A 21,283-nucleotide genomic window follows, 5' to 3' on the forward strand; every position below is an offset into this window, starting at 1 on the left:
AAAGCTTGTCAAAAGGTAGGCAGGCATGATATGATCTCTCTTGTGTCCAACTGGTTAATCTCATGGAGCTGTGGTGTAGAGGCCTAACATGCCTGCCTGTCACGCAGGAGACCGCGGGTTCGAATCCCGTCAGCTCCGCCATTAGCCTAATTGCAAACAACATAGCGTAACATTCGTAACGAGCAGAGCGATGCAGCTGCTCTTTTTTTGTATATATAAGGATGTGGGAATACATGAATCGACGCGGAAGGTTCGCCCCGACGCCATCGGGGCCGCTCCATATCGGCAATGCGTTCGCCGCGCTCGCCGCATGGCTTCAAATGCGGCATTGCGGGGGCGGATTTGTGCTGCGGATCGAGGATATCGACAAGCCCCGTTCCCGGCCCGCATTCGCCGAGCAGTGTCTGAAGGATCTGCGCTGGCTGGGGCTGGATTGGGATGAAGGGCCGGATACGGGCGGCAGTCATGCCCCGTACGAGCAGAGCAAGCGCGAAGCCTATTATGAAGAAGCTCTGGACAAGCTGCGCGAGTTGGAACTGCTATATCCATGCTACTGCAGCCGCAGCGAGCTGGCTTCCATCGCCAGCGCTCCGCATGGCTTAAGCTCGGAAGGCGCTCCTTATCCCGGTCTGTGCCGCGATCTAACGAGAGAGGAGCGGGAACGGAGGGCGCTGAAGAAGAAGCCTGCTCTCCGCTTCAAGATGCCTCAGGGAGAATCGTGCTTCAAGGACGGAATAGCGGGCAAGCAATGCTTTGCCGGGGAGTCGCTGGGTGACTTTGTCGTGAAGCGGGCCGACGGCATGTTCAGCTATCAGCTTGCCGTCACGGTGGATGATGCCATGATGGGTATTACGGACGTGCTGCGAGGCGCAGACTTGCTGGATTCCACACCAAGGCAGCTGGCGCTGTATGAAGCGCTGGAGCTTAAGGCCCCCGACTTCGCACACATCCCACTGATCGGGGACGAGGATAATCCGAGACTGTCCAAGCGCGACAGGTCGATCACGCTGGCCTCGCTGAATGATGCCGGCATTGCTCCGGAGCGCATTATCGGCCTGCTCGCTTATCTGGCGGGCTGGATCGAACATCCCGAGCCGGTGAAGGCTAGCGAGCTTGTCTCCTGCTATCATACGGATCGCTTGGCGCGCGGCAGTCTGGTGTTCACTTCGGAGCTGCGGACGTGGCTATTCGATGGGAATGGCGGATAGAGCGGCAGCGGCGTGTCGTGCGGGAAGGGGGGCGCTGCGATGGTTATCAACTTCCCGGAGGTAAGTGCCACTTACACCGAGAGAGTGCGCGCTGCGGCGTATGAATTTGTACGATTTTTCGTACAAACCACCCAACCTCGACGTCTGATCCGCCGCTTTTGTACGATTTTTCGTACAAACCACCCGACCTCGACGTCTGATCCGCCGCTTTTGTACGATTTTTCGTACAAACCACCCGAACTCGACGTCTGATCCGCCGCTTTTGTACGATTTTTCGTACAAACCACCCAACCTCGACGTCTGATCCACCGCTTTTGTATGATTTTTCGTACAAACCACCCAACCTCGACGCCTGATCCACTGCTTTTGTACGATTTTTCGTACAAACCACCCAACCTCGACGCCTGATCCACTGCTTTTGTACGATTTTTCGTACAAACCACCCGATCTCGACGTCTGATCCGCCGCTTTTGTACGATTTTTCGTACAAACCACCCGATCTCGACGCCTCATCCAACACTTTTGTACGATTTTTCGTACAAACCACCCGAACTCGACGCCTCATCCACCGCTTTTGTACGATTTTTCGTACAAACCACCCGAACTCGACGCCTCATCCAACACTTTTGTACGATTTTTCGTACAAACCACCCGATCTCGACGTCTGATCCACCGCTTTTGTACGATTTTTCGTTACTACTTAGGTCCATTCGGTACGAGGCAAGCTTGGCGGGGCTATGTGAGCAAAATGAGCGATAGCGCACAATTCCCACTACTTTTCCGCTTCTATGTGACCATATTGAGCGGTAGCTCCTACTTTTCGGCGGTACGAGGCACGCTTAATGGAGCTATGTGAGCAAAATGAGCGATAGCGCACAATTCCCACTACTTTTCCGCTTCTATGTGACCATTTTGAGCGATAGCTCCTACTTTTCGGCGGTACGAGGCACGCTTAATGGAGCTATGTGAGCAAAATGAGCGATAGCGCACAATTCCCACTACTTTTCCGCTTCTATGTGACCATTTTGAGCGATAAGCTCCTACTTGCTTAGTAGCTAAGTAGTAACGATTTTTCGTACAAACCACCCGAACTCGACGCCTCATCCACCGCTTTTATACGATTTTTCGTACAAACCACCCGAACTCGACGCCTCATCCACCGCTTTTGTACGATTTTTCGTACAAACCACCCGAACTCGACGCCTCATCCAACACTTTTGTACGATTTTTCGTACAAACCACCCGATCTCGACGTCTGATCCAACACTTTAATACGATTTTTCGTACAAACCCAAGACCACTACTTTCCTCCTCACTTCCCAACATCCCGACTCCCGACTTATGAACTCCATTCATTGCACAAGCACAAGTATTTCTTCAGAACGCATTTTTCAAGTCCAAGATAGCTGTACATTACATACTTCGACATCTCGGATGACCACTATAGTTACGTTTCTGTATTGCATCATTCTCATCCGTCAACTGCGAACATGTACTAGTTGCATCATTGCATCATTCACATCCATCAACTGCGAACATGTACTAGTTGCATCATTGCATCATTCTCATCCGTCAACTGTGAACAGGAACTAGCTGCACCACAGCGTCACTCCTCATCCATCAACTGTGAACAGGAACTAGCTGCATCACAGCATCGCTCATCGGTAGAGTGCGGATATCCTGCTACTTCTCGCCAATAACCTTCACATGGAAGGTTCTCGTACGCGGTCCGTCGAACTCGCAGAAATATATCCCTTGCCACGTTCCCAGCACAAGCCTGCCATTATAAATGAGCACCGTCTGGCTCGTTCCCGTCGTAATTGCCTTCAGATGTGCCGCCGTATTCCCTTCCATATGCCTGTCCTTCTCATGCGTCCATGGATACACTTCGTCCAACCTTCTCAGCACGTCCCGGCACACATCAGGATCGGCGTTTTCATTGATGGCAATGCCCGCTGTCGTATGCGGACAATACACAATAACATACCCTTCCCGAACGCCGCTTTCGCTAACGGCCTCTCTTACCTTGTCGGTCACTTCCACCATTGCATCATGTGCAGTCGTCGTCAATGTATAGCTTCTCATACTATCCCCTTCTTTCGTTGTCCTGCTCGTTCGAGCTTTATTCGTGCCTGTGATTTCATCGCTCCTATTTTAGCGCAATGAAATCAATTCCACCACCTGCGGAGATCTATTGTCAGTGAATCTCTCAGCATAATGGCTCATGGCACCAATCTCTCAACAAATCTGCTCACGGCGTATCGACGAAACTACTCCCATAGATCCTGCCTCGAAATCCTTATTAACCCGCTCCCGGAAACTCTAACCGCTAAACGAAACTACTCCCATAGATCCTACCTCGATGAATCCTTGCTAACCCTACCCATGAGACTCACTCCACTCATTAAGAAGAAGCTTCCCCTGATAGATTGCCCTATTGACATCAAGGCTGTTCCGGATTTATTCTATGAATAAATATTATTTATATTCACAGGTTCACGGAAAAGGACAGAATTGCCCTCACAACGTACAACCATCACTAATCAAAGGACGTGTATGCCGCATGCCAAAAAAGTTTACTGACGACGAACGCGACTGGATTCGGCAAAAGCTGCTGAAGGAGGGCCGCCGCCTATTCGCAGCTTACGGACTCAAAAAAACGGGCATTGGCGACCTCACAACCGCCGTCGGAGTCGCGCAAGGCTCATTCTACCACTTCTTCGCATCGAAAGAAGAGCTGTATTACACGCTAATGCTGGAAGACGAGAAGCGCATACGAGATACGATGCTGAGCCTCTTCCCGCCAAGTCGGCCCGTTACAAAGGAAGTCGTCGCACAGTTTCTGAGGCAATCGGTTGCCATGATCGAGGAAAGCCCGCTGCTGCGAAGCATGATGGCCAAGCGAGAATTGGAGCCTCTGCTCCGCAAACTACCGGCGGAACTACTGCAGCGTAATTTCGAGGAGGATCGAGATGCGCTTCTCCCGCTTATATCCGGCTGGCAAGCTTCCGGTTTTATGGCAGGCGAACGAGCCGATACAATCGTCAGCATGATCCGTTCGCTTGTCCTGCTGACCATGCATCGTGAAGAGATCGGCGAAGTCCGCTTCCCCGCCACGATGGAGCTATTGATCGATGTGCTGGCGGAAGGGATGACCGCCAAGAGCCGCCGGGAAGGGGAGTGACTCGCATGATCGAAGTGAACGGACTTTCTTTCGCCTATCCCCGATGCCGGGAACGCACACTCCATCAGTTGGATTTCCGCATCGCAGAAGGCGAAATTTTCGGCATCCTCGGTCCCTCAGGCGCCGGCAAGAGCACGCTTCAAAAAATTCTAACCGGTATTTTGAAGAACTACGAGGGCAGCGCGAAGATGATGGGCATCGAAATCCGCACAAGCGATTCCGCCTTAAATGAACAGATCGGAGTCGCCTTCGAATTCCCTAACTTTTATACCAAATTCACCGCGCTGGAGAACTTGCAGCTATTCGGCTCCTTATATAAGAAGCAAGCCGTGAATCCGATGGATTTGCTGCGGGAAGTAGGACTCCAAGACGCTGCCGGTATGAGAGTATCTCAGTTGTCCAAGGGCATGAAGATGCGGCTGAACTTCTGCCGGGCATTGCTGCATGAACCGGCAATCCTGTTCCTGGACGAACCGACATCCGGACTGGACCCCGGTCATGCCGAAGGCATGAAAGCATTAATCCGAAATCAGAAAGCGATGGGCAAGACGGTCATCATTACCACCCACCATATGAAAGTTGCGGAGGAACTGTGCGACCGGATCGCTTTCCTTGTCGACGGAAGCATCAAGCTGATCGACTCCCCCCGTGAGTTGATGGTGCGCAGGGGAACAAAGCGCTTAGCTGTCGAATACCGCAGGAATGATGGCGTACTGGCGCGAACGGAGTTTTCTCTGGAGGGCATCGGCGACAATCCGGACTTCCTGCACACTATCAGGCAGTTCCCATTGGAAACGATTCATTCGCAGGAAGCGTCGCTGGAGCAAATATTCATCGAGGTGACAGGGAGGAAGCTGCAATGAGAGCCTTCTCCGCATTCACATTCGATATCCGCTTCCAATGGCGTCATGGCTTCTATGCGGTATATATGGTCGTCTGCGCAGCTTATTGGCTGCTCGTCCAATTCATCCCGGAGCCGCTACGCGAGCAAGCGGCAGTCCTGCTCACCTTCAGCGATCCCAGTGCGCTGGGACTGCTTATGGCCGGCGGCATCCTGTTGCTGGAACGGGATCAGGGCATTCATGGCCCGTTATTCGCCTCGCCTCTTCGCATAGGGGAATATTTGCTGGCGAAAGCGGCTTCGCTCGCCCTGCTATCGCTCGCGGCTGCTTGGGCCATTCACTTGCCGGCTGCCGGAATGCCAGATGCCCCGTTATCCTTCTCGCTTGGCGTCATCCTCACCTCCACCTTCATGACGCTGCTGTCTATCGGTGTCGGCGCACGTCATCGAACGGTCAACGCCTTTCTTCTTATGTCTCAGCTGTACGCTCTGCCGTTCGTCCTGCCGCTGCTTCGCTTCTTCGGAATCTGGGACAGTCCGATCATGCTGCTGCTTCCTACGGAGGGCACGCTCACTCTGTTGCAGTCGGCCTATATTCTCCCTCCCCCTCTCAAGCTGCTTCATGCGTTCGCCGTCTTGCTGTTGTGGAATGCGGCCGTTTATGCTTGGGCTAGAACGTCTTATGAGCGGTATGTACTGGAACGAGAGAAAGCGAGGGAACGACAATGAACATCTACCGCGCATTGCTGCTCAAAGACCTGCGACATGCCGCGCGAGATCCGGTGCTGTTGGCCTTGGTGATCGGCCCTCTTGCTCTTCTACTGCTCGCACGCTTCGGATTTCCGGTCGCGGCGAATTGGCTGAGCACGTACATGTCTTTTTCGTTACATGAATATCGCCACTTCACCGCTGCGCTATTCGCTACCACTATTCCGATGCTGGCAGGCATGATGACGGGACTGATGATGCTGGATGAGCGGGATGAGCATCTCGTTGCTTACTATGCCGTCACCCCTTTAAGAAGAGGGGGTTATCTCCGATACCGGCTGCTGCTTCCTTCTTTGCTGAGCTTTATTCTTCTTGCTTTGTTCCTCTGGCTGTCCGACCTGGCCGCATGGCGAGCCGAAAGCGCTCTTGCCCTGCTGCTGCTCGCTCTGGAGGCGCCAGGCTTCGGCCTGTTCCTCGCCGCATGCTCCGCGAACAAAGTGGAAGGACTGGCTCTGTCCAAGCTCGGCGGCTTATTCATTGCCGGCCCGCTTGTGGCGGAGTTCGTACCCGGTGGCTGGCAGCTGCTGGCAGCACCTCTGCCCACGTATTGGCCTGCACGGCTGCTGCTTACCGATGATGGAGCCGCGACTCTTCATGCCTATGGGCCATTCATAATTGGCCTGACGCTGCATATTGCCCTGCTGGTCTGGTTGAGAAGGAGCTTCCTGATACGAAGTGACTGAAGACGCAGGACATGACCGCCCGTTACGTGATATGATGGGGAACAATGGAAATTACGGAACTCGGTGAGAGGAAAGAAGCGATATGCTGCAACAAGTCGTTAATGGTGTGAAATATTTGCTGCGAGGAATTGTTTTCGTCATCTATCCAAATTAGTCGAGAGGGCTTCCACTTCTGCAAGTGGCGAGGTGAATCGACTCATCTAGCGTCCACTGTCAAAAAAATGATTAAGAAAGGGTTGGAGCATCATGAATACTCTGATATAATAAATTTCAGAACATACGTTCTTTGATAACTGAACATATGAGGTTGTAGCAGGTACAACTTGGCTCTGCTACGTAAAATGTTCAAGCCGCCTACACGAGCTGAGACTGTACATTTGATGCTTAGGCACTTAAGTAAAGCTCGCATGTATTCCCAAAGGCATTTGCCAATGGGATAGAGGGGTTGGATGGTATACCTGCTATCGACGTGTCAACTCCACTGATGTTAAGCATCCTGAAATATGGAATGATACATCAGAAACCCCCACTTCAGCCGAAGCGATAGCATCGGTAAGTGGTGGGAGTACTCATATGCCTATATACCTCCTTCTGCGAGGTATTTCTTATTTGTTCGTACGTACGCTTTATTGGCTGGGAGAGGTATGGGGGCGCTTCCTCGCACCCTTGGGCACCTTCCTGATTAACCGCATTCTGTCTCCCCTATGGCGATACGGTGTGTATACACCGCTAAAGTGGCTGACGCGGTATGTGTTATACATTCCGCTTCGCTGGCTCTGGCTCAGTCTCCTCTATCCTCCGCTTCTCTGGGTGGCGAAGGAGCTTATTCAACCGGTATTCAGATGGCTCCGCGGATTATTCCGATCGTAACGCCTTCGCTTCCGCAACACACGCAGCAGTAGTCAGAGCATGAAAGCATTCAGATGCAGGACTGCAAGCTAGGGCGCATCGGCTGGAGCACGGAAAGCAGCCAAGAAGAAAGGACATCAGCTCCACGCTGATGCCCTTTCAATGCTTATGCGTGCCAGATGCGCGGCATCGGCATGGATTCCTTGCCAAGCTCGGCCCAGGCGTATTTCAGCAACAGCTCGCTCTTGAGCGCAGCATACTCCGGATTGTCCCATAGATTGCGCACTTCTCCGGGGTCCTCCTGCAAGTCGAAAATCTCACCATAAGTCTGATTATAATAAACCGTAATCTTGTACCTCTCGTCCACGTACGTCTTCTGATGAATCGTCGTCGCCTCATGCCGGAATTCGCAGATCGCATGATCCCGCGCTTGCGACTTGCGCCCGAGCCATACGTCCTTCTGATCCACCCCCGTCATCGCATGCGGGATAGGTAGATCGCAGAAGGATAGGAAGGTCGGCGCCAGATCCACCAGCGACTGAATCGCCGGAGACACGACACCCGCCGGCACATGTCCTGGATAGCGCACCAGGAACGGCAGCTTGATCAGATCTTCGTAATGGAAGCCGCCCTTCGCCTGCAAGCCGTGCTGGCCGTAGAAGTGGCCGTGATCGGTTGTAAATACAACGATCGTGTTGTCCGCCATACCCAGCTCGTCCAGCTTGTCCAGTATCTGGCCGATGTACTTGTCCATCATGCTGATCATGCCATAGTAGACCGCAATCAGCTTCTTCTTGTCGTAATCTCCCAGCTTCTGCCTATGCCCGTAGCCATAGAACAGATGAGAACCGTAGCCGTGAATGCCGTAGCCGCTCTCCAGCAGATCGGAGAAGTCCGGCTTCTCTTCCTGCGTCTTGCCGAAGTGCGGCGGATTGTTGTCATGCTCGCCCGGCGTAATGGACGGAACCGTAACGCTGTCGGGATCGTACATCGTATCCCACGGCTCCGGTACCAAATATTCCGGATGCGGATCGAAGAAGCTGGACCACAGGAAGAAGTTCTCGTCGTTCTCCTTATACTGCTCCAGCATTGCGTTCGTCCGCTCCGCAATCCACGTATTGTAATGGTATTCCTCCGGAATCGGCCACTTGTACGTAATGGTCGGGTCCAGATTGCCTGTAGGCGCTACGAAATAATCGCGCCAATTCGTGCAGCCCTTCTCCTCCATCCAGATGGCGTAATGCTGGCCGACATGCGCTTCATTCGTATGGTTGCGCGCCAGCTCCACATGGTCGAATCCATAGAACGGCCCGTCAAAGCCCTTCCACATCTCCAGATCCTGCATTATCGGATAGGATTCCAGCGAAGGATATTCTTCCGTTGAAGTCAGCGGCTGAAAGTGCGCCTTGCCGATCAGGGCCGATTTGTAGCCGGCTTTATTGAAATCCTCGCCGACGGTATGACGGTCCTCGAGCAGCTTCGTGCCAAGTGTCCATGCCCCGTGCTGGCTCGGGTACATGCCTGTTATAATGGATGCGCGGCTTGGCGTACAAGTCGGGTTAGGGCAATAGGCCCGTGTGAATGCCGTTCCTTCGCGTACGAGCCGGTCCAGATTCGGCGTATGGACCTCGCTCCCCAATGCGCTGATTGTATCCCAATGCTGTTGATCGCTTGTAATTAGCAGAATGTTAGGCTTTTTCATCTCAATTTCGCCTCCTATGCTACAATTATAAAGGGATTTCCGATTGAATGACATATCCGAATATCAGATTGAAATACCATTTTGTCAGCAGGAGGGCTACGAATGAGGCTAAAGGATTACGGGCATGAGCGGGCGGAATTCCTGTATCATACGCCAAGCGAGTGGGAAAAAAGCGGACAACTGTGGATGGTGCGGGGCGGCCGGAGCATTGCGAAGCCCAGCTATCAGGCCGGACCGAAACGGATGGATTGCTACAGCCTTCACGTGGTGATAGAGGGAGAGCTGCTGTTCGAATGCGATGATATGCGCATCACAGCAAGAGAGGGAGATCTGGTCTGTTTATTCCCCGATCACACCTACACCTATCGAAGAAGCGCCGATTGCGACAGTCTGCGCCTGAGCTGGCTGGTCTTCGACGGGCCGGGCGCAGCTGCTCTGCTTCAGGAAGCCGGCGTGACGACGGAATCTCCCTGCTTGCGGGGACGCTGGTCGCCTGCTCTGCAAGCGCTGCTGGACGCCTTGTTCTGCCATATCCGCGAGCGTAGCCATCCCGGCATGCCGCTTCGGCAGGGCATCCGGATACAAGGAGAGCTTATGCATTTTTTTGCCGAACTGCTGAAGCACCCGTCGACACGCTCCGAGCCAAGGTCGCAAGGATGGCTGGCGCAAAGCCTGCAGCATATGGAGCTTCATGCCACGGAAGGGCTGACCGTGGAACAGCTTGCCGCAATGGCCGGCATGAACCGGAATTACTTCTCCTCCGCGTTCTCCCGGCATGTGGGACAATCCCCGCTGCAGTATATGACAGCCATTCGCATGCGAAGAGCGGCAGAGCTGCTGAAGGAGACAGATGCTTCCATTACGGAAATCGCTTATTCGCTGGGCTACGGGAATCCCTTCGCCTTCACAAGGGCGTTCACCCGCCATTACAAGCAATCGCCGACAGCCTACCGCAGGCAATAGCCGCGACAGCTCCGCATTACGCCCTTGACGCGTTCGGGCTAGTTGCTATCCGGGCGCACGCCCGCCGCTCCGGAAGCTGGCCGGCGAGATGCCGAAGTGTACCGTGAATTGCTTGGAGAAGTGATGCAGCGTCGTATAGCCCAGCTTCTCCGCAATATCGGTGACAGTCAAGTCCGTCTCCATCAGGAGCGTCTCAGCTTGCTTCATTTTGCGATGGATGAGGAATTGGTTCGGCGACAGCCCCGTGCTCTGCTTGAACAGGTCATTGAATTGCGTCTTCTTCAGTCCGCTCCATGCCAGCAGCTGCGCATAATTCAGCTCCCATGATGCGTGTGCGTCGATATGCTCCAATATCTTCTTGATGCGGAAGTCCATCACCCTCAGCATCGCCTCGTGGCTTGTCAACTCCATCAGCCAGGCGTACAGCATGGCGCGAACAGCATCCCCGGAGTTGGGAAAAGGCTGCAGATGAATTCGCACCATATGGGCGAACCACTCCGTGAAGAACGGCACATGCTGCAGCTCCAGAACGGGCTGCACTCTCGCAATCGGCATATCCGGGACAATTGCGGTAGCGTGGCGCTCTTCCCGCTCCTTCACAGAGTAATATAGATGAATCGTGGAATCCGGAGCGGCATGCCATAATTCGCAATAGATATTGTAGGACGCAAGCCGTTGATCAGGATCGGTCTCGAAGGAATGGAGCGTATGCGGCGGCACGACGAACAGGCTGCCCCGCTTCACCGGATATTTCCGTCCATGGATGATGACATAGCCTTGTCCGCTAATGACGAGATGGAAGGCGTAACAATACCCGTAACGGTTCCTCTCGGCTTCAATGCCGGTGAATATATAATGATGCGCTACCCGGATATCTGGCGACACGTCCTTCCATTTCTTTTCCGCCATCTCCATCATGTCCTTCCTATCCTTCCCCATCTGTTGCTTCGCCCCCTCCGATCCTATCTACTCCCATCATATCGAAAAAAAGCTTCTCCGGGAATGGCGGCCATCTCTCCAAACGACCGGAAAAAAATACGAATCCTCGAAATTCCATGCAAATACAGACCTCTTCCCATCCGCTACAATGAAGACATTCCAAATGAAAGCGGTTGAATATGCAACCGCAGCCAATAACCGGACATTCCGGTCCGTAATTATGACAACTTCCAGGAGGGGAAACTTATGTCGACAATACAAGGGAGCTTATCGAAGGAACAGCTGGAGCAATACAACACGGAAGGATATATCGTATTGCCGAATCTGTTGAATGAGGAGGACATGCGGCACCCGAAGGAAGCGATGATGGCGAAGGTATCTCAGATCGCAGACGAGCTGTACCGGGACGGACTCATCGCCGACAAGCTGGAGCACCTGCCGTTCCCGAACCGACTCGCCGAGCTGTTCAAGCATTTGACTGAAGCCGAATTCCTGAAATACGGGCGCAGCTGGCGCGACCGCATCCCCGGCTACTTCACCCTGATGAGCAATCCGAAAATACTGGATGCCGTAGAGTCGCTGATCGGCGGGGAGATCTTCGCCAATCCCGTCTACAACGTCAGGCCGAAGGTGCCGAATGTCGCAGCGGGAGCCGTGCCTTGGCATCAGGATAAATCCTACTGGCCGGACGCCAATTCCAATCCCGTCATTACGGTATGGATTCCGCTTGTCGATGCGACGGAGCTGAACGGCTGCCTGCATATCAAGCCGCGCACCCATCGGAAGAAATTGCTGGAATGGCATCAAGAGACGCACACCGGCACCGGCTATACCGCATTGCGCGACGATCAGCTGGGCAAGACGAAGACGGTCGTGTTGCCGGTAGAGGCGGGCTCGGCCATTCTGTTCAATGACCGATGCCTGCACATGTCCACGCCGAACCGTTCGCAGGAAGTCCGTTGGAGCGTCGATCTGCGCTATCAGCCGACGGATCAGGACCCGATGCCGCAGCACGGCGCCGGCTTCCTCGCCAGAAGCTATATTCATCCCGGACGCGTGGCTGCTCTGGAGGATTGGATGGCCGAACGCCCGGAGCGCGAGCAATAACAAGGTCAAGCGGCGTGAAAGAAATAAGCCTCCAACTCTCGCGCTTCATGCGAAGTTGGAGGCTGCAAGCCGTTATAGATATTTCTCCATCCGGATATCGGACCACATGCGGTCTTGCCAGTAGGTGAAATCTGGAATATGGCCAATCTCCTCGTAGCCCAGCTTCCGATACAGCTTCCTGGCTTGACTGTTGAATTCGAACACGCCCAGTTCAATCCGGCGAAGCCCCTCCGCCTTGATTTGCTGCTCCAAATAACGAAGCGCCTCGCCGCCGATTCCTTTGCCACGGCCTTCCGGCTCTCCAATGGTAATGCCGATCCAGGCAGTTCCCTCTTCTTTTTTGTAGAGATGTCCAGGATCGATCATGTAGTTCATCTCGCCAACCAATACATTGTCCGAGTAAATCAAGTAGATATGATGAGCTTGCAGGCGTTCTGCCAACTCTTCTTGCGTCACGATCCGCAGCTGCTCCAGCTCCGTCTTGCTCCGGTTGGGCCGGGTTAACGGGACAAGTGCGGGATCAGTCTCCCAGCGGCTGAACACTTCGGCAAGCTCAGGTCCGGGATCGGCTAATTGGATATAATGAGTACTCATGATGCGGTGCGCTCCTCTTCCGGTTCTGCATTCTTGTCTTTATCATACCCGTCCCCAAGCTTCCATTTCAACCTTCGCTCATAACGGCTACTGCTATCGCTATCCCTTGCAAGGACAACGGCCTGTTCTCCGGCGGCTATTCGAGCTTCTTGACGCAGAACCACCAGTCGTAGCAACTCAGCTCGCCTTCTTGCGACTGCTTCAATCGCTCCTCGGCCTCCGGGATTGTACGCGGCGGCGGATAGATGAGATTGCTCCCGATCAGCTCGTTATGCGGCCAGTTCGCAGGCGATGCGGCATGCTGGGCATCCGTCACCTGCAGAGCCTGCAAAGCGCGCAATATTTCATAGATGTTCCGCCCTACCGATTCCGGATAGGTCAGCATTAAGCGAATAATCCCTTCCGGATCGACAATATAGACGCTGCGCACCGTCCGCGCTCCCATTGTGGGATGTATCATGCCGAGATGTTTGGCCAGCGTGCCGAGACCGTCCGCAATAATGGGGAATGTAATCTGTACATCCAGATGATCCCTTATCCATTCCACCCATTTGATGTGACTGAATACCTGTTCAACCGACAAGCCGATCAATGCGGTATTCAGCTTTTGAAATTCAGGCATCAGCTTTTGAAAGGCGACGAATTCCGTTGTACATACAGGCGTGAAGTCGCCCGGGTGGCTGAATAGAATAAACCAACGCCCTTTATAAGCGTCAGGCAGCACAAGATCGCCATACGTCGTATGGACGAACGATTTCGGAAAATGGTCGCCAATGAAAGGCACACGTTCTTCTGTCATGTGGACTTTACCTCCCGTTCTTCATTGCTCCATCCTATTCAAAGACATCCGCCCAGAAACGTTGTCCTGCCTACTTTTCAATTCTGCTATACTTGGCACATAGGGGTTAGTCGGAACATAAGGAGGGGCAGCTAATGATTAAACCGGGAGAAGTCATGCGCGCGCTCAACAAATTGAACTTCCATATCGTGCTGGCCGGTCATAAGAAACAAGACCCGGGCTGGAGCAACGGTCCGTTCACGCACCGATTTCACAGCTTGTGGCTTATTGCCAAGGGCAAGGGAACGTTCACGCTGGACGGCACTGCTCACGCTGCGGAGTCGGGAAAGCTGTTCGCCATCGCGCCGGGAATGGTCATTGAACGCAGAGCGGAAGGCGACACACCGCTGGAATTCTTCTTCATCCGCTTCCAGCATACGTTATCCTATTATGAAGACGGCCGGTGGCAAGCCGGAGACAGTCGCGGGAGCGGAGATGACGCTGAGACGCCTGCCTTCCCGTTATCGGGCTGTTACTCCATCCAGAATCCGCTGCCGATCCTTCATCACGGAGAGCAACTGTGCGGACTGATCAAGAGGCGCGGCCAAATCGTGCTTATGCGGCAACGCATTCTATTCCTGGATATGCTGACCCATATCGTCTCCGATCTGCGATCCCAGATCGTCACCGGACATACGAACACTGTCATTGAGAAAACGATCGATTATATGGTTCATCATTATCACGAAAGCATCTCTGTGGAGGAGCTGGCCCAAATGGCCGGCCTGAGTCCCAGCCACTATTCCAGACTGTTCAAAAAGTATACGGGATACAGCCCGATCCATTATTTGACGCAAATCCGGATGGACCGGGCCAAGGAGCTGCTCGTTCTGTCCGACTACAAGCTGAAAGCGATCGCACAGAGCATCGGCTACAGCGATGAGCTATACTTCAGCCGCCTGTTCAAAAAAAACGTCGGTTCTGCCCCTTCCCAATATGCGATACAGCATAAAACGGCTCCGAAACCGTAACGGTTCCGGAGCCAATTGGACTTCCCTCGACTTCATTGACACTATGCACCGGCCCCGCTCAAGCATGGCTGGTATGCATTCGCTGATCTTGATGATGCTCCGATTGCCGTTCCCCGCTCTGAAGCTCATACAGCTTGCGATATATGCCGCGTCGGCTCATAAGCGCCTCGTGGTTGCCCATCTCCTGTATGCGTCCCTTGTGCATGACGATAATGCGGTCGGCATGACGGATCGTGGAGAGACGGTGGGCGACGATCAGCGTCGTGCGGCCTTGCGACATGCGCATTAATCCGCGCTGCAGCGCCATCTCCGTCTCCGTGTCCACATGGGCCGTCGCCTCGTCAAGCACGAGTATATCGGGATTGCTGACGTAGACGCGCAAGAAGGCGATCAACTGCTGCTGCCCGGACGACAAGCCGATGCCTTGTTCGCCAAGCCGCGTCTGGAACCCTTCCGGCAGCCTGGCAATGAAGTCCTCCATATCCAGCTCCGCTGCCGCCCGGCGAATCGCCTCATCGCTTATTCCGCTGCGGTTCATCCGAATGTTGTCATATACATTGCCGGTGAAGATGAACGGGTCCTGCTGAATGATGCCGATCGATGTGCGAAGCTGCTCCAGATCGATATTCTTAAGCTCATGGCCATCCAGGCGCAAGCTCCCCTTCTGCACGTCGTAGAAGCGATTAATCAAGCCGATAATGGAACTCTTCCCCGCTCCCGTCGCCCCGACGAAAGCAATCGTCTCTCCTGGCATGACGTCGAAGCTGATATCCTGCAGCACCCATTCCTTCTCTTCATAAGCGAACCAGACGCGATCGAACGATATCGTTCCCTGCAGCGGCTTCGACAGCTTCACCGCCGACTCCCTGTTCCGGATAAGCGGCTTCTCGTCCAGCAGCTCGAAGATGCGCTCGGCGGAAGCAAGCGCCGTCTGAATCTGCGTGTAACGGTCCGCCAGCGACATGAGCGGCTGGAAAAACTGGCGCACATACGTGGTGAACGCGTACACGACCCCGAAGGTGACACCCGCGGCCATGACCGAGCCGCCGCCGTACCAGACGACCAAGGCCAGCGCAAGATTGCCGAAGAAGCCGATCATGGGATTGAAGATGGAATTGCTCGTCATCGCTTTCATAACCGCCAGATAATGATCATTGTTCAGCTTCTTGAACTCCTCCAACTGCTTCTTCTCGCGGGTGAACATCTGCACGACAACCATTCCGCTGAGGCTTTCCGCCAGAAAGGAATTCAGCCGAGACAGCTTGGCGCGTGCCGAACGCTGGGCTTCCCTGATGACACCTTTGAAAAAATAGGTAGCGACTACCATAATGGGGATGACGGCGAAGGATACAAGCGCCAGCTCAATGTCCAAATAGATCATGACCGCCGCTATTCCGAGCAATAGCAATATCTCCTTAGCCATGTTAACAATGACCTGCGAGCATAGCTGGTTGACCGCTTCCACATCGTGAGCGACACGGGTGACGAGCCTGCCGACGGGGTTGCGGTCGTAGAAAGAGGTCTGCAGCCTGGTCAGGTGCCGGAACATCGCCATCCGGATATCATGAATAATGCGCTGACCCGTCATCTGCAGCAGATTGGACTGCCAGTACGTGAACAAGCCCGCTACGGCTACATTCAGCAGGAACAGAGCGGCGATCGTGATGAAGCCCGGAACATCCTGCTTGCGGAAAGCGTCAACCTCGTCCTTCGACAAACGCTTCCCCTGCCATGTCCTCGCTTCAGATCGGGCAGTAACGGCGCTTCCCTCCCCGTCCGCTTGCAGAGTCAGCTGTTCCCTGTTCTCCACCCAGCCATCCAGCAAGTAGTATTGTCCCTCGAATGCGATAATTTGCGCCGAATGCGTATCCGCCGGCCAGGTGCCGGCTTCTCTATTCACGCGATAATAAGTCATTCCTTCCAATTGAACCGGCTTTTCTTGCACTGATGATTGGAGATCCGGCTGATGCGCCGCGTCCCCGGCAATCGCAACCATCGGTTTAAAAATGCCGTTAATCCGGTCGTCGATCGCCATCTTCACAATAAGAGGCTGTGTAACCGCCGCGACGGCTATCAGCCAGGCGAATAGAAATGAAAGCGCTATACTCTTCCAATAAGGGATCGCGAACCGCAGCATTTTGCCCCACAGCTGCTTGTCGTTCACTTGCTTCAACTGCCGTTCGGCATGAATGTCCATCTTATCCCCCCATCTCGCGGTTCATCGTCTGCATATCGTAGATGGAAGCGTAGATGCCCCCAAGCCGCATAAGAGATTGATGATTCCCGCGTTCCACGATACGACCCTGATCCATCACGATAATCTGGTCGGCATGCCGGATAGCTGATAGACGATGACTCGTAATGATCGTCGTTCTTCCCCTCATAACCGCCTTCAGCCCGTTTAATATGTGCTCTTCCGTCTCCGCATCCACAGCCGACAAGCTGTCGTCGAATACAAGTATCGACGGTTTTTTGATAAGCGCTCTTGCCATGCTTACCCGCTGCCGTTGACCGCCGGACAACGAGACGCCGCGTTCGCCCAGCGAGGTGTCAAATTTCCTGGGAAATGCAATGATATTGTCATGCACCTGCGCGACTTTCGCCGCTTCCTCAATCTGCTCGCTCGTATAGCCGTTAGGATGAAAGGCAATATTGTTGCCTATTGTCGTCGAGAACAGCATATGCTCCTGCGGCACGAAGCCGACGGACTCGCGAAGCTGCTGCAGCGGTATCGTCCCGATCTCTCTATCGTCTATGAATACCGTCCCTTGCGGCGGATTGTACAAGCGCAGCAGCAGCTGGACAAGCGTCGTCTTGCCGCTGCCGACCTTGCCCACAATCGCGAGGGAGCTCCCTTGCGGAACGGTGAGCGTAATATCGTTCAAAGTCAATTGCTGCTGATCGGGATATCGGAAGCTCAGGTTCCGAAATTCCAGCTTGCCTCCTATGCCCCCGGCTACCGGCTCAACATCTTCGTCATCCGATACAGCAGGCTCTGTGCTTAAAATATGGCGCAGCCGGATATCGACCGCTCTTCCCCGCTGGAACGTGTTGATAACCTTCCCCAAATTCTCGACGGGTACAATCAGCATCGTCAAATAAGTGTTGAAAGCAACAAAATCGCCCAGGCTGATGCCGCCCCTCAAGACGAGCATCCCGCCGAATACAACCGACAACAAATAACTTACGCCGACAATAACTTGGCTGAGTGAGGAAAAAGAAGAATTGGAGCGAATGAGCTGATCGTTCATCTCCATATTATGACAGCTGTCCTCCTCGAACTTGTTCAGCTCGGACTTCTCCTGCGCGTAAGCCTTGACGACTCGAATGCCCGCGCAGAACTCCTGCACCCGGCTAGTCAGCTGTCCGATCGCTTCCTGCACATGCGTCGTTCTCTGCTGAATGCGATAGCGGAAGCGGTAGGCCAGATACGTAAGAGCCGGAAGCGGCAATAGCACGAGAAGCGTCAAGCCGATATGAATCGTTCCGGCCATAGCGATAAGCGCCACGCCAATAAGAACAGCCGCTTCGATCGTCATAAATACGCCCATTGTGCCTACTTCCCTCATGACATTAATGTCATTAACGGCATGGGCCATCAAATCCCCGATCCGCTGGCGGTTGAAATATTCGCTAGACAACCCTTCCCACTTGGCGAACAGGTCGTTGCGCAGCTTCCTCTCCTGCTCCCTCGCCAGACCGAACAGCTTGATGCGTCCCGCCGAGCGGAAGAATGCGGCCAGCAGCCCGATCGCCACGATCCACAGCGCCATGGCAATAATCTCTTTCGCGGTTAGAGTCAACGTCTGCAAGCCGTCTGTGAAATGTCCCAGAAGCTGCGGAATAACTAACAGGAGCAGACAAGATATGGATAATAATGCTGCACCAATAGCGTATCTTAGCTTGTGCCCCATCACATGCTGCTTAAATAACGGCTCTATTTTCACGCTCTTATCGCCCCCTTTTTCGCTATAGGAATAAGTTTACTCCTCATCCGAGTGCAATAATATGGATATTCAAGCTTACATTCATGGATTATTCTGCTCATAGTTGATCTACTGTCGATTAGCTGTGAGCAGCAGCTTCTAACGGTTGCTATTACGGTTGCTATTGCGGTTGCTATTGCGGTTGCTATTACGGTTGCTATTGCGGTTGCTATTACGGTTGCTATTACGGTTGCTATTGCGGTTGCTATTGCGGTTGCTATTGCGGTTGCTATTGCGGTTGCTATTACGGTTGCTATTGCGGTTGCTATTGCGGTTGCTATTGCGGTTGCTATTGCGGTTGCTGTAACGGCTGCTCTATCTGTCGTCACCCTATCGCTTGCTCTAACGGTTGCTATCATCGCTATTATTGATATTCGAGATGTCATTCATTTCTAGCGGTCGCTACAGAGCTTATTTCACAAATTCATGCCGAATTGTAGGCTTTTCGCGAAAATAGCGTCACCTGCGTCCGTTAGACATTTCATCCCCCCATCTTCATTGACATAGCCTCTCTCGCATCCGTTAGTTTCTTTTCAACGACATATAACGATACGAATAGTCCGATAGACTGGATTTGTTCAGTAGATTTTAAGCGATACCTGTCAGAATAAAGCAGTGATTGTCATATTGTGTTGCAAAATTGAGAGGAGAGAGAAAGAATGCAAAAATGGATAAGAAATTCATCCATCGCTTCACTGGCTATCGTATCGCTTACGCCGGGAGCGCAGTTAGCGCTCGCCGCTAACGATATTTTCAAGGATACGACGGATGTTCAGTGGGCGAAGAAATCAATCGAGAAGCTTGCGCTATTGGATATTGTGACGGGCGTAGGCAACGATTCGTACAAACCGAATCAGCAGGTCACCCATCAGGAAGCGATTAAAATGGTTGTACAGCTGCTTGGATTGCAAGCAGGAGAGACGTCCCAGGAAGAAAATACCGACGCATTGCAAGCGGACACATGGGCCAAGCCGTTCATCGCTATCGCTACCGAGCATGGCTTGCTTAACGCCGACGAAGAGCAACAAGCGGATACGGAAGTATGGGGGAAACAAGCCGCAAGCAGAGAGTGGATCGCCCGGCTTCTTATCCGTGCAATCGGCATTGATGCGGACGCAGAGGCATCGGCACAGTTCTCCGACATTGACGAAGCCGCTCCCGAACTGAGGAACTACATCGTCACAGCGGCTAAATATCAGATTATTACCGGTTACCCTGAAGGTACGTTCCTTCCACAGCAAGCTGTAACGCGCGCCCAAATCGCCGTTATGCTTAATCGCATTATTCCTTATATCATTCAAAATGAGAACGGTGAAGACTCTGGCTTAAGCAACGCTATGGCCATCGGAGTTATCTCATCTGTCGATGCACGCGGCATTACGTTAAGCCATGGAAGCATGACAAGTACATATCAAGTGACGGACGACACCATGATTTACATGTCCGATTCGTCCCAGCAACTGGCCAAGGATGCGCTTGCAGCCGATCAGAAGGTATCGATCATTCACCAGGACAATCAGGCCCGGCTAATTGAAATTATCCCCTTCCTCATCCAAGGAGAGGTTGGCCCGGAAGGACCGAAAGGAGCGACGGGACCTCAAGGCGCGACTGGTGCGACTGGCGCGACTGGCGAAATGGGCATGCAAGGGTCGCAAGGTGTTCAAGGGGCTAAGGGAGAGCAAGGCATTCAAGGAGCAACTGGAGCAACCGGTGCAACTGGCGCACAAGGTGAGCAGGGCATTCAAGGCGAGCAAGGCATTCAAGGGCCGGCTGGGGCGACTGGGGCGACTGGGGCAACCGGTGCGACTGGAGCGCAAGGTGAGCAGGGCATTCAAGGGCCGGATGGCGCTACTGGCGCGCAAGGTATTCAAGGGCAGACCGGCGCTACTGGCGCGCAAGGTATTCAAGGGCAGACCGGCGCCACTGGCGCACAAGGCATTACTGGGCCGACTGGCACTACTGGCGCACAGGGTATTCAAGGACAGACTGGCGCAACAGGTGCGCAAGGCGTGAACGGCGCCACTGGTGCACAAGGCGAGCAAGGTGTTACTGGGCCGACTGGCGCTACTGGAGCTCAAGGTATTCAAGGGCAGACCGGTGCCACTGGTGCGCAAGGCATTACTGGGCCGACCGGCGCTACTGGCGCGCAGGGTATTCAAGGACAGACTGGCGCAACAGGTGCGCAAGGTGTTACTGGCGCTACTGGAGCGGCAGGAACCAGCGAAATTTCAGCCGCCGGCTATATCTATCAGATGGCAACTATAGCGGATGCTACTGTTGTAGGAGGAGCAGATGTCCCGTTAAGCAATAACGGCCCTTTGAAATCCATTTTTCATACGGCTGGCACCACTACCATCACAGTCCCTGAGACAGGCGTCTATAAAATCAGCTATTCCATTTCATATACCGCAGGAATCGGAGCAGCACTGGCGGTAGCCGTTAACGGAACGGTAGATACCTCCTCTAACATTTCCTTATTAACAAATGTTGGACAAACATCCGGATTCGTCTTGCTTCCGTTAACTGCAGGAGATGTCATTACATTGCGCAACAACTCGGCGGTTCCATTCACATTGAATCTTGCCCCGAGTGTAGGAGCTTCCATTATGGTCGAAAAGCTATTTAGCGGCATTTAAAGGGGGCGATAAGC

Annotated in this window: 18 protein-coding genes and 1 tRNA gene; 11 read left to right on the forward strand and 8 right to left on the reverse strand. The window is 53.5% G+C overall.

Features of this window, described 5'->3' with window-relative positions:
* Positions 1-64 precede the first annotated feature (64 nt).
* Positions 65-141 (forward strand) — tRNA-Asp (locus tag M6D81_RS18120).
* Positions 142-233: 92 nt separating this feature from the next.
* Entirely contained in the window at positions 234-1,208 is a 975-nt protein-coding gene (gluQRS, locus tag M6D81_RS18125) for a tRNA glutamyl-Q(34) synthetase GluQRS (protein WP_262678323.1), read from the forward strand.
* Between the two features lie 1,683 nt (positions 1,209-2,891).
* Here gluQRS and M6D81_RS18130 read toward each other — a convergent pair.
* Positions 2,892-3,293, reverse strand: a complete 402-nt coding sequence (locus M6D81_RS18130; protein ID WP_262678324.1) for a secondary thiamine-phosphate synthase enzyme YjbQ — start codon at positions 3,291-3,293, stop codon at positions 2,892-2,894.
* A gap of 478 nt (positions 3,294-3,771) precedes the next feature.
* On the opposite strand from M6D81_RS18130, the gene M6D81_RS18135 reads away from it, so the two are divergent.
* The 5 genes from M6D81_RS18135 (at position 3,772) to M6D81_RS18155 (ending at position 7,554) form a co-directional block, all read left to right on the forward strand.
* Complete coding sequence (locus M6D81_RS18135) at positions 3,772-4,392, forward strand: TetR/AcrR family transcriptional regulator (protein WP_262678325.1); 621 nt, start codon at positions 3,772-3,774, stop codon at positions 4,390-4,392.
* A gap of 5 nt (positions 4,393-4,397) precedes the next feature.
* Positions 4,398-5,255: an ABC transporter ATP-binding protein gene (locus M6D81_RS18140; RefSeq protein ID WP_262678326.1), complete on the forward strand. Its 858-nt coding sequence runs from the start codon at positions 4,398-4,400 to the stop codon at positions 5,253-5,255.
* On the forward strand, positions 5,252-5,962 hold the full coding sequence (locus M6D81_RS18145) for a fluoroquinolone export ABC transporter permease subunit (RefSeq protein WP_262678327.1): 711 nt from the start codon (positions 5,252-5,254) through the stop codon (positions 5,960-5,962). Before M6D81_RS18140 ends, M6D81_RS18145 begins: the two co-directional genes overlap by 4 nt.
* Positions 5,959-6,684, forward strand: a complete 726-nt coding sequence (locus tag M6D81_RS18150; RefSeq protein ID WP_262678328.1) for a hypothetical protein — start codon at positions 5,959-5,961, stop codon at positions 6,682-6,684. Before M6D81_RS18145 ends, M6D81_RS18150 begins: the two co-directional genes overlap by 4 nt.
* A gap of 573 nt (positions 6,685-7,257) precedes the next feature.
* Complete coding sequence (locus M6D81_RS18155) at positions 7,258-7,554, forward strand: hypothetical protein (protein WP_262678329.1); 297 nt, start codon at positions 7,258-7,260, stop codon at positions 7,552-7,554.
* 145 nt (positions 7,555-7,699) lie between these two features.
* On the opposite strand, the gene M6D81_RS18160 is transcribed toward M6D81_RS18155, so the two are convergent.
* On the reverse strand, positions 7,700-9,235 hold the full coding sequence (locus M6D81_RS18160; RefSeq protein ID WP_262678330.1) for a sulfatase family protein: 1,536 nt from the start codon (positions 9,233-9,235) through the stop codon (positions 7,700-7,702).
* Positions 9,236-9,337: 102 nt separating this feature from the next.
* Between M6D81_RS18160 and M6D81_RS18165 the strand changes: the two genes are divergently transcribed.
* A complete protein-coding gene (locus M6D81_RS18165; protein ID WP_262678331.1) occupies positions 9,338-10,198 on the forward strand; it encodes a helix-turn-helix transcriptional regulator in 861 nt (286 codons plus the stop codon).
* A 45-nt stretch (positions 10,199-10,243) separates the two neighbouring features.
* Here M6D81_RS18165 and M6D81_RS18170 read toward each other — a convergent pair whose 3' ends face one another.
* Positions 10,244-11,137, reverse strand: coding sequence for an AraC family transcriptional regulator (locus M6D81_RS18170; protein WP_262678332.1), 894 nt, complete (start codon positions 11,135-11,137; stop codon positions 10,244-10,246).
* Positions 11,138-11,383: 246 nt separating this feature from the next.
* Here M6D81_RS18170 and M6D81_RS18175 point away from each other — a divergent pair, with 246 nt between their 5' ends.
* The gene (locus M6D81_RS18175; protein ID WP_262678333.1) at positions 11,384-12,244 is read left to right on the forward strand and encodes a phytanoyl-CoA dioxygenase family protein; all 861 of its coding nucleotides are present in this window, start codon (positions 11,384-11,386) and stop codon (positions 12,242-12,244) included.
* 72 nt (positions 12,245-12,316) lie between these two features.
* On the opposite strand, the gene M6D81_RS18180 is transcribed toward M6D81_RS18175, so the two are convergent.
* Both M6D81_RS18180 and M6D81_RS18185 read right to left on the reverse strand, forming a co-directional pair.
* Entirely contained in the window at positions 12,317-12,838 is a 522-nt protein-coding gene (locus M6D81_RS18180; RefSeq protein WP_262678334.1) for a GNAT family N-acetyltransferase, read from the reverse strand.
* Positions 12,839-12,974: 136 nt separating this feature from the next.
* A complete protein-coding gene (locus M6D81_RS18185; protein ID WP_262678335.1) occupies positions 12,975-13,637 on the reverse strand; it encodes a peroxiredoxin in 663 nt (220 codons plus the stop codon).
* Positions 13,638-13,771: 134 nt separating this feature from the next.
* Here M6D81_RS18185 and M6D81_RS18190 point away from each other — a divergent pair, with 134 nt between their 5' ends.
* Positions 13,772-14,647, forward strand: coding sequence for a helix-turn-helix domain-containing protein (locus M6D81_RS18190; protein WP_262678336.1), 876 nt, complete (start codon positions 13,772-13,774; stop codon positions 14,645-14,647).
* 58 nt (positions 14,648-14,705) lie between these two features.
* Here M6D81_RS18190 and M6D81_RS18195 read toward each other — a convergent pair whose 3' ends face one another.
* The 3 genes from M6D81_RS18195 to M6D81_RS18205 are packed head-to-tail and all read right to left on the reverse strand — an operon-like array spanning position 14,706 to position 18,962.
* Positions 14,706-16,844, reverse strand: a complete 2,139-nt coding sequence (locus M6D81_RS18195) for an ABC transporter ATP-binding protein (RefSeq protein WP_262678337.1) — start codon at positions 16,842-16,844, stop codon at positions 14,706-14,708.
* A 1-nt stretch (position 16,845) separates the two neighbouring features.
* Positions 16,846-18,594 carry an ABC transporter ATP-binding protein gene (locus tag M6D81_RS18200; RefSeq protein WP_262678338.1) on the reverse strand — a complete coding sequence of 583 codons (1,749 nt, stop codon included), beginning with the start codon at positions 18,592-18,594 and terminating at the stop codon, positions 16,846-16,848.
* On the reverse strand, positions 18,591-18,962 hold the full coding sequence (locus tag M6D81_RS18205) for a hypothetical protein (RefSeq protein WP_262678339.1): 372 nt from the start codon (positions 18,960-18,962) through the stop codon (positions 18,591-18,593). The genes M6D81_RS18200 and M6D81_RS18205 overlap by 4 nt, the downstream gene beginning before the upstream one ends.
* Before the next feature lie 330 nt (positions 18,963-19,292).
* On the opposite strand from M6D81_RS18205, the gene M6D81_RS18210 reads away from it, so the two are divergent.
* On the forward strand, positions 19,293-21,269 hold the full coding sequence (locus tag M6D81_RS18210; RefSeq protein ID WP_262678340.1) for an S-layer homology domain-containing protein: 1,977 nt from the start codon (positions 19,293-19,295) through the stop codon (positions 21,267-21,269).
* Positions 21,270-21,283: the final 14 nt, after the last annotated feature.

It is taken from the genome of Paenibacillus sp. J5C2022 (genome assembly GCF_025567625.1).
Classification (GTDB): Bacteria; Bacillota; Bacilli; order Paenibacillales; family Paenibacillaceae; genus Pristimantibacillus.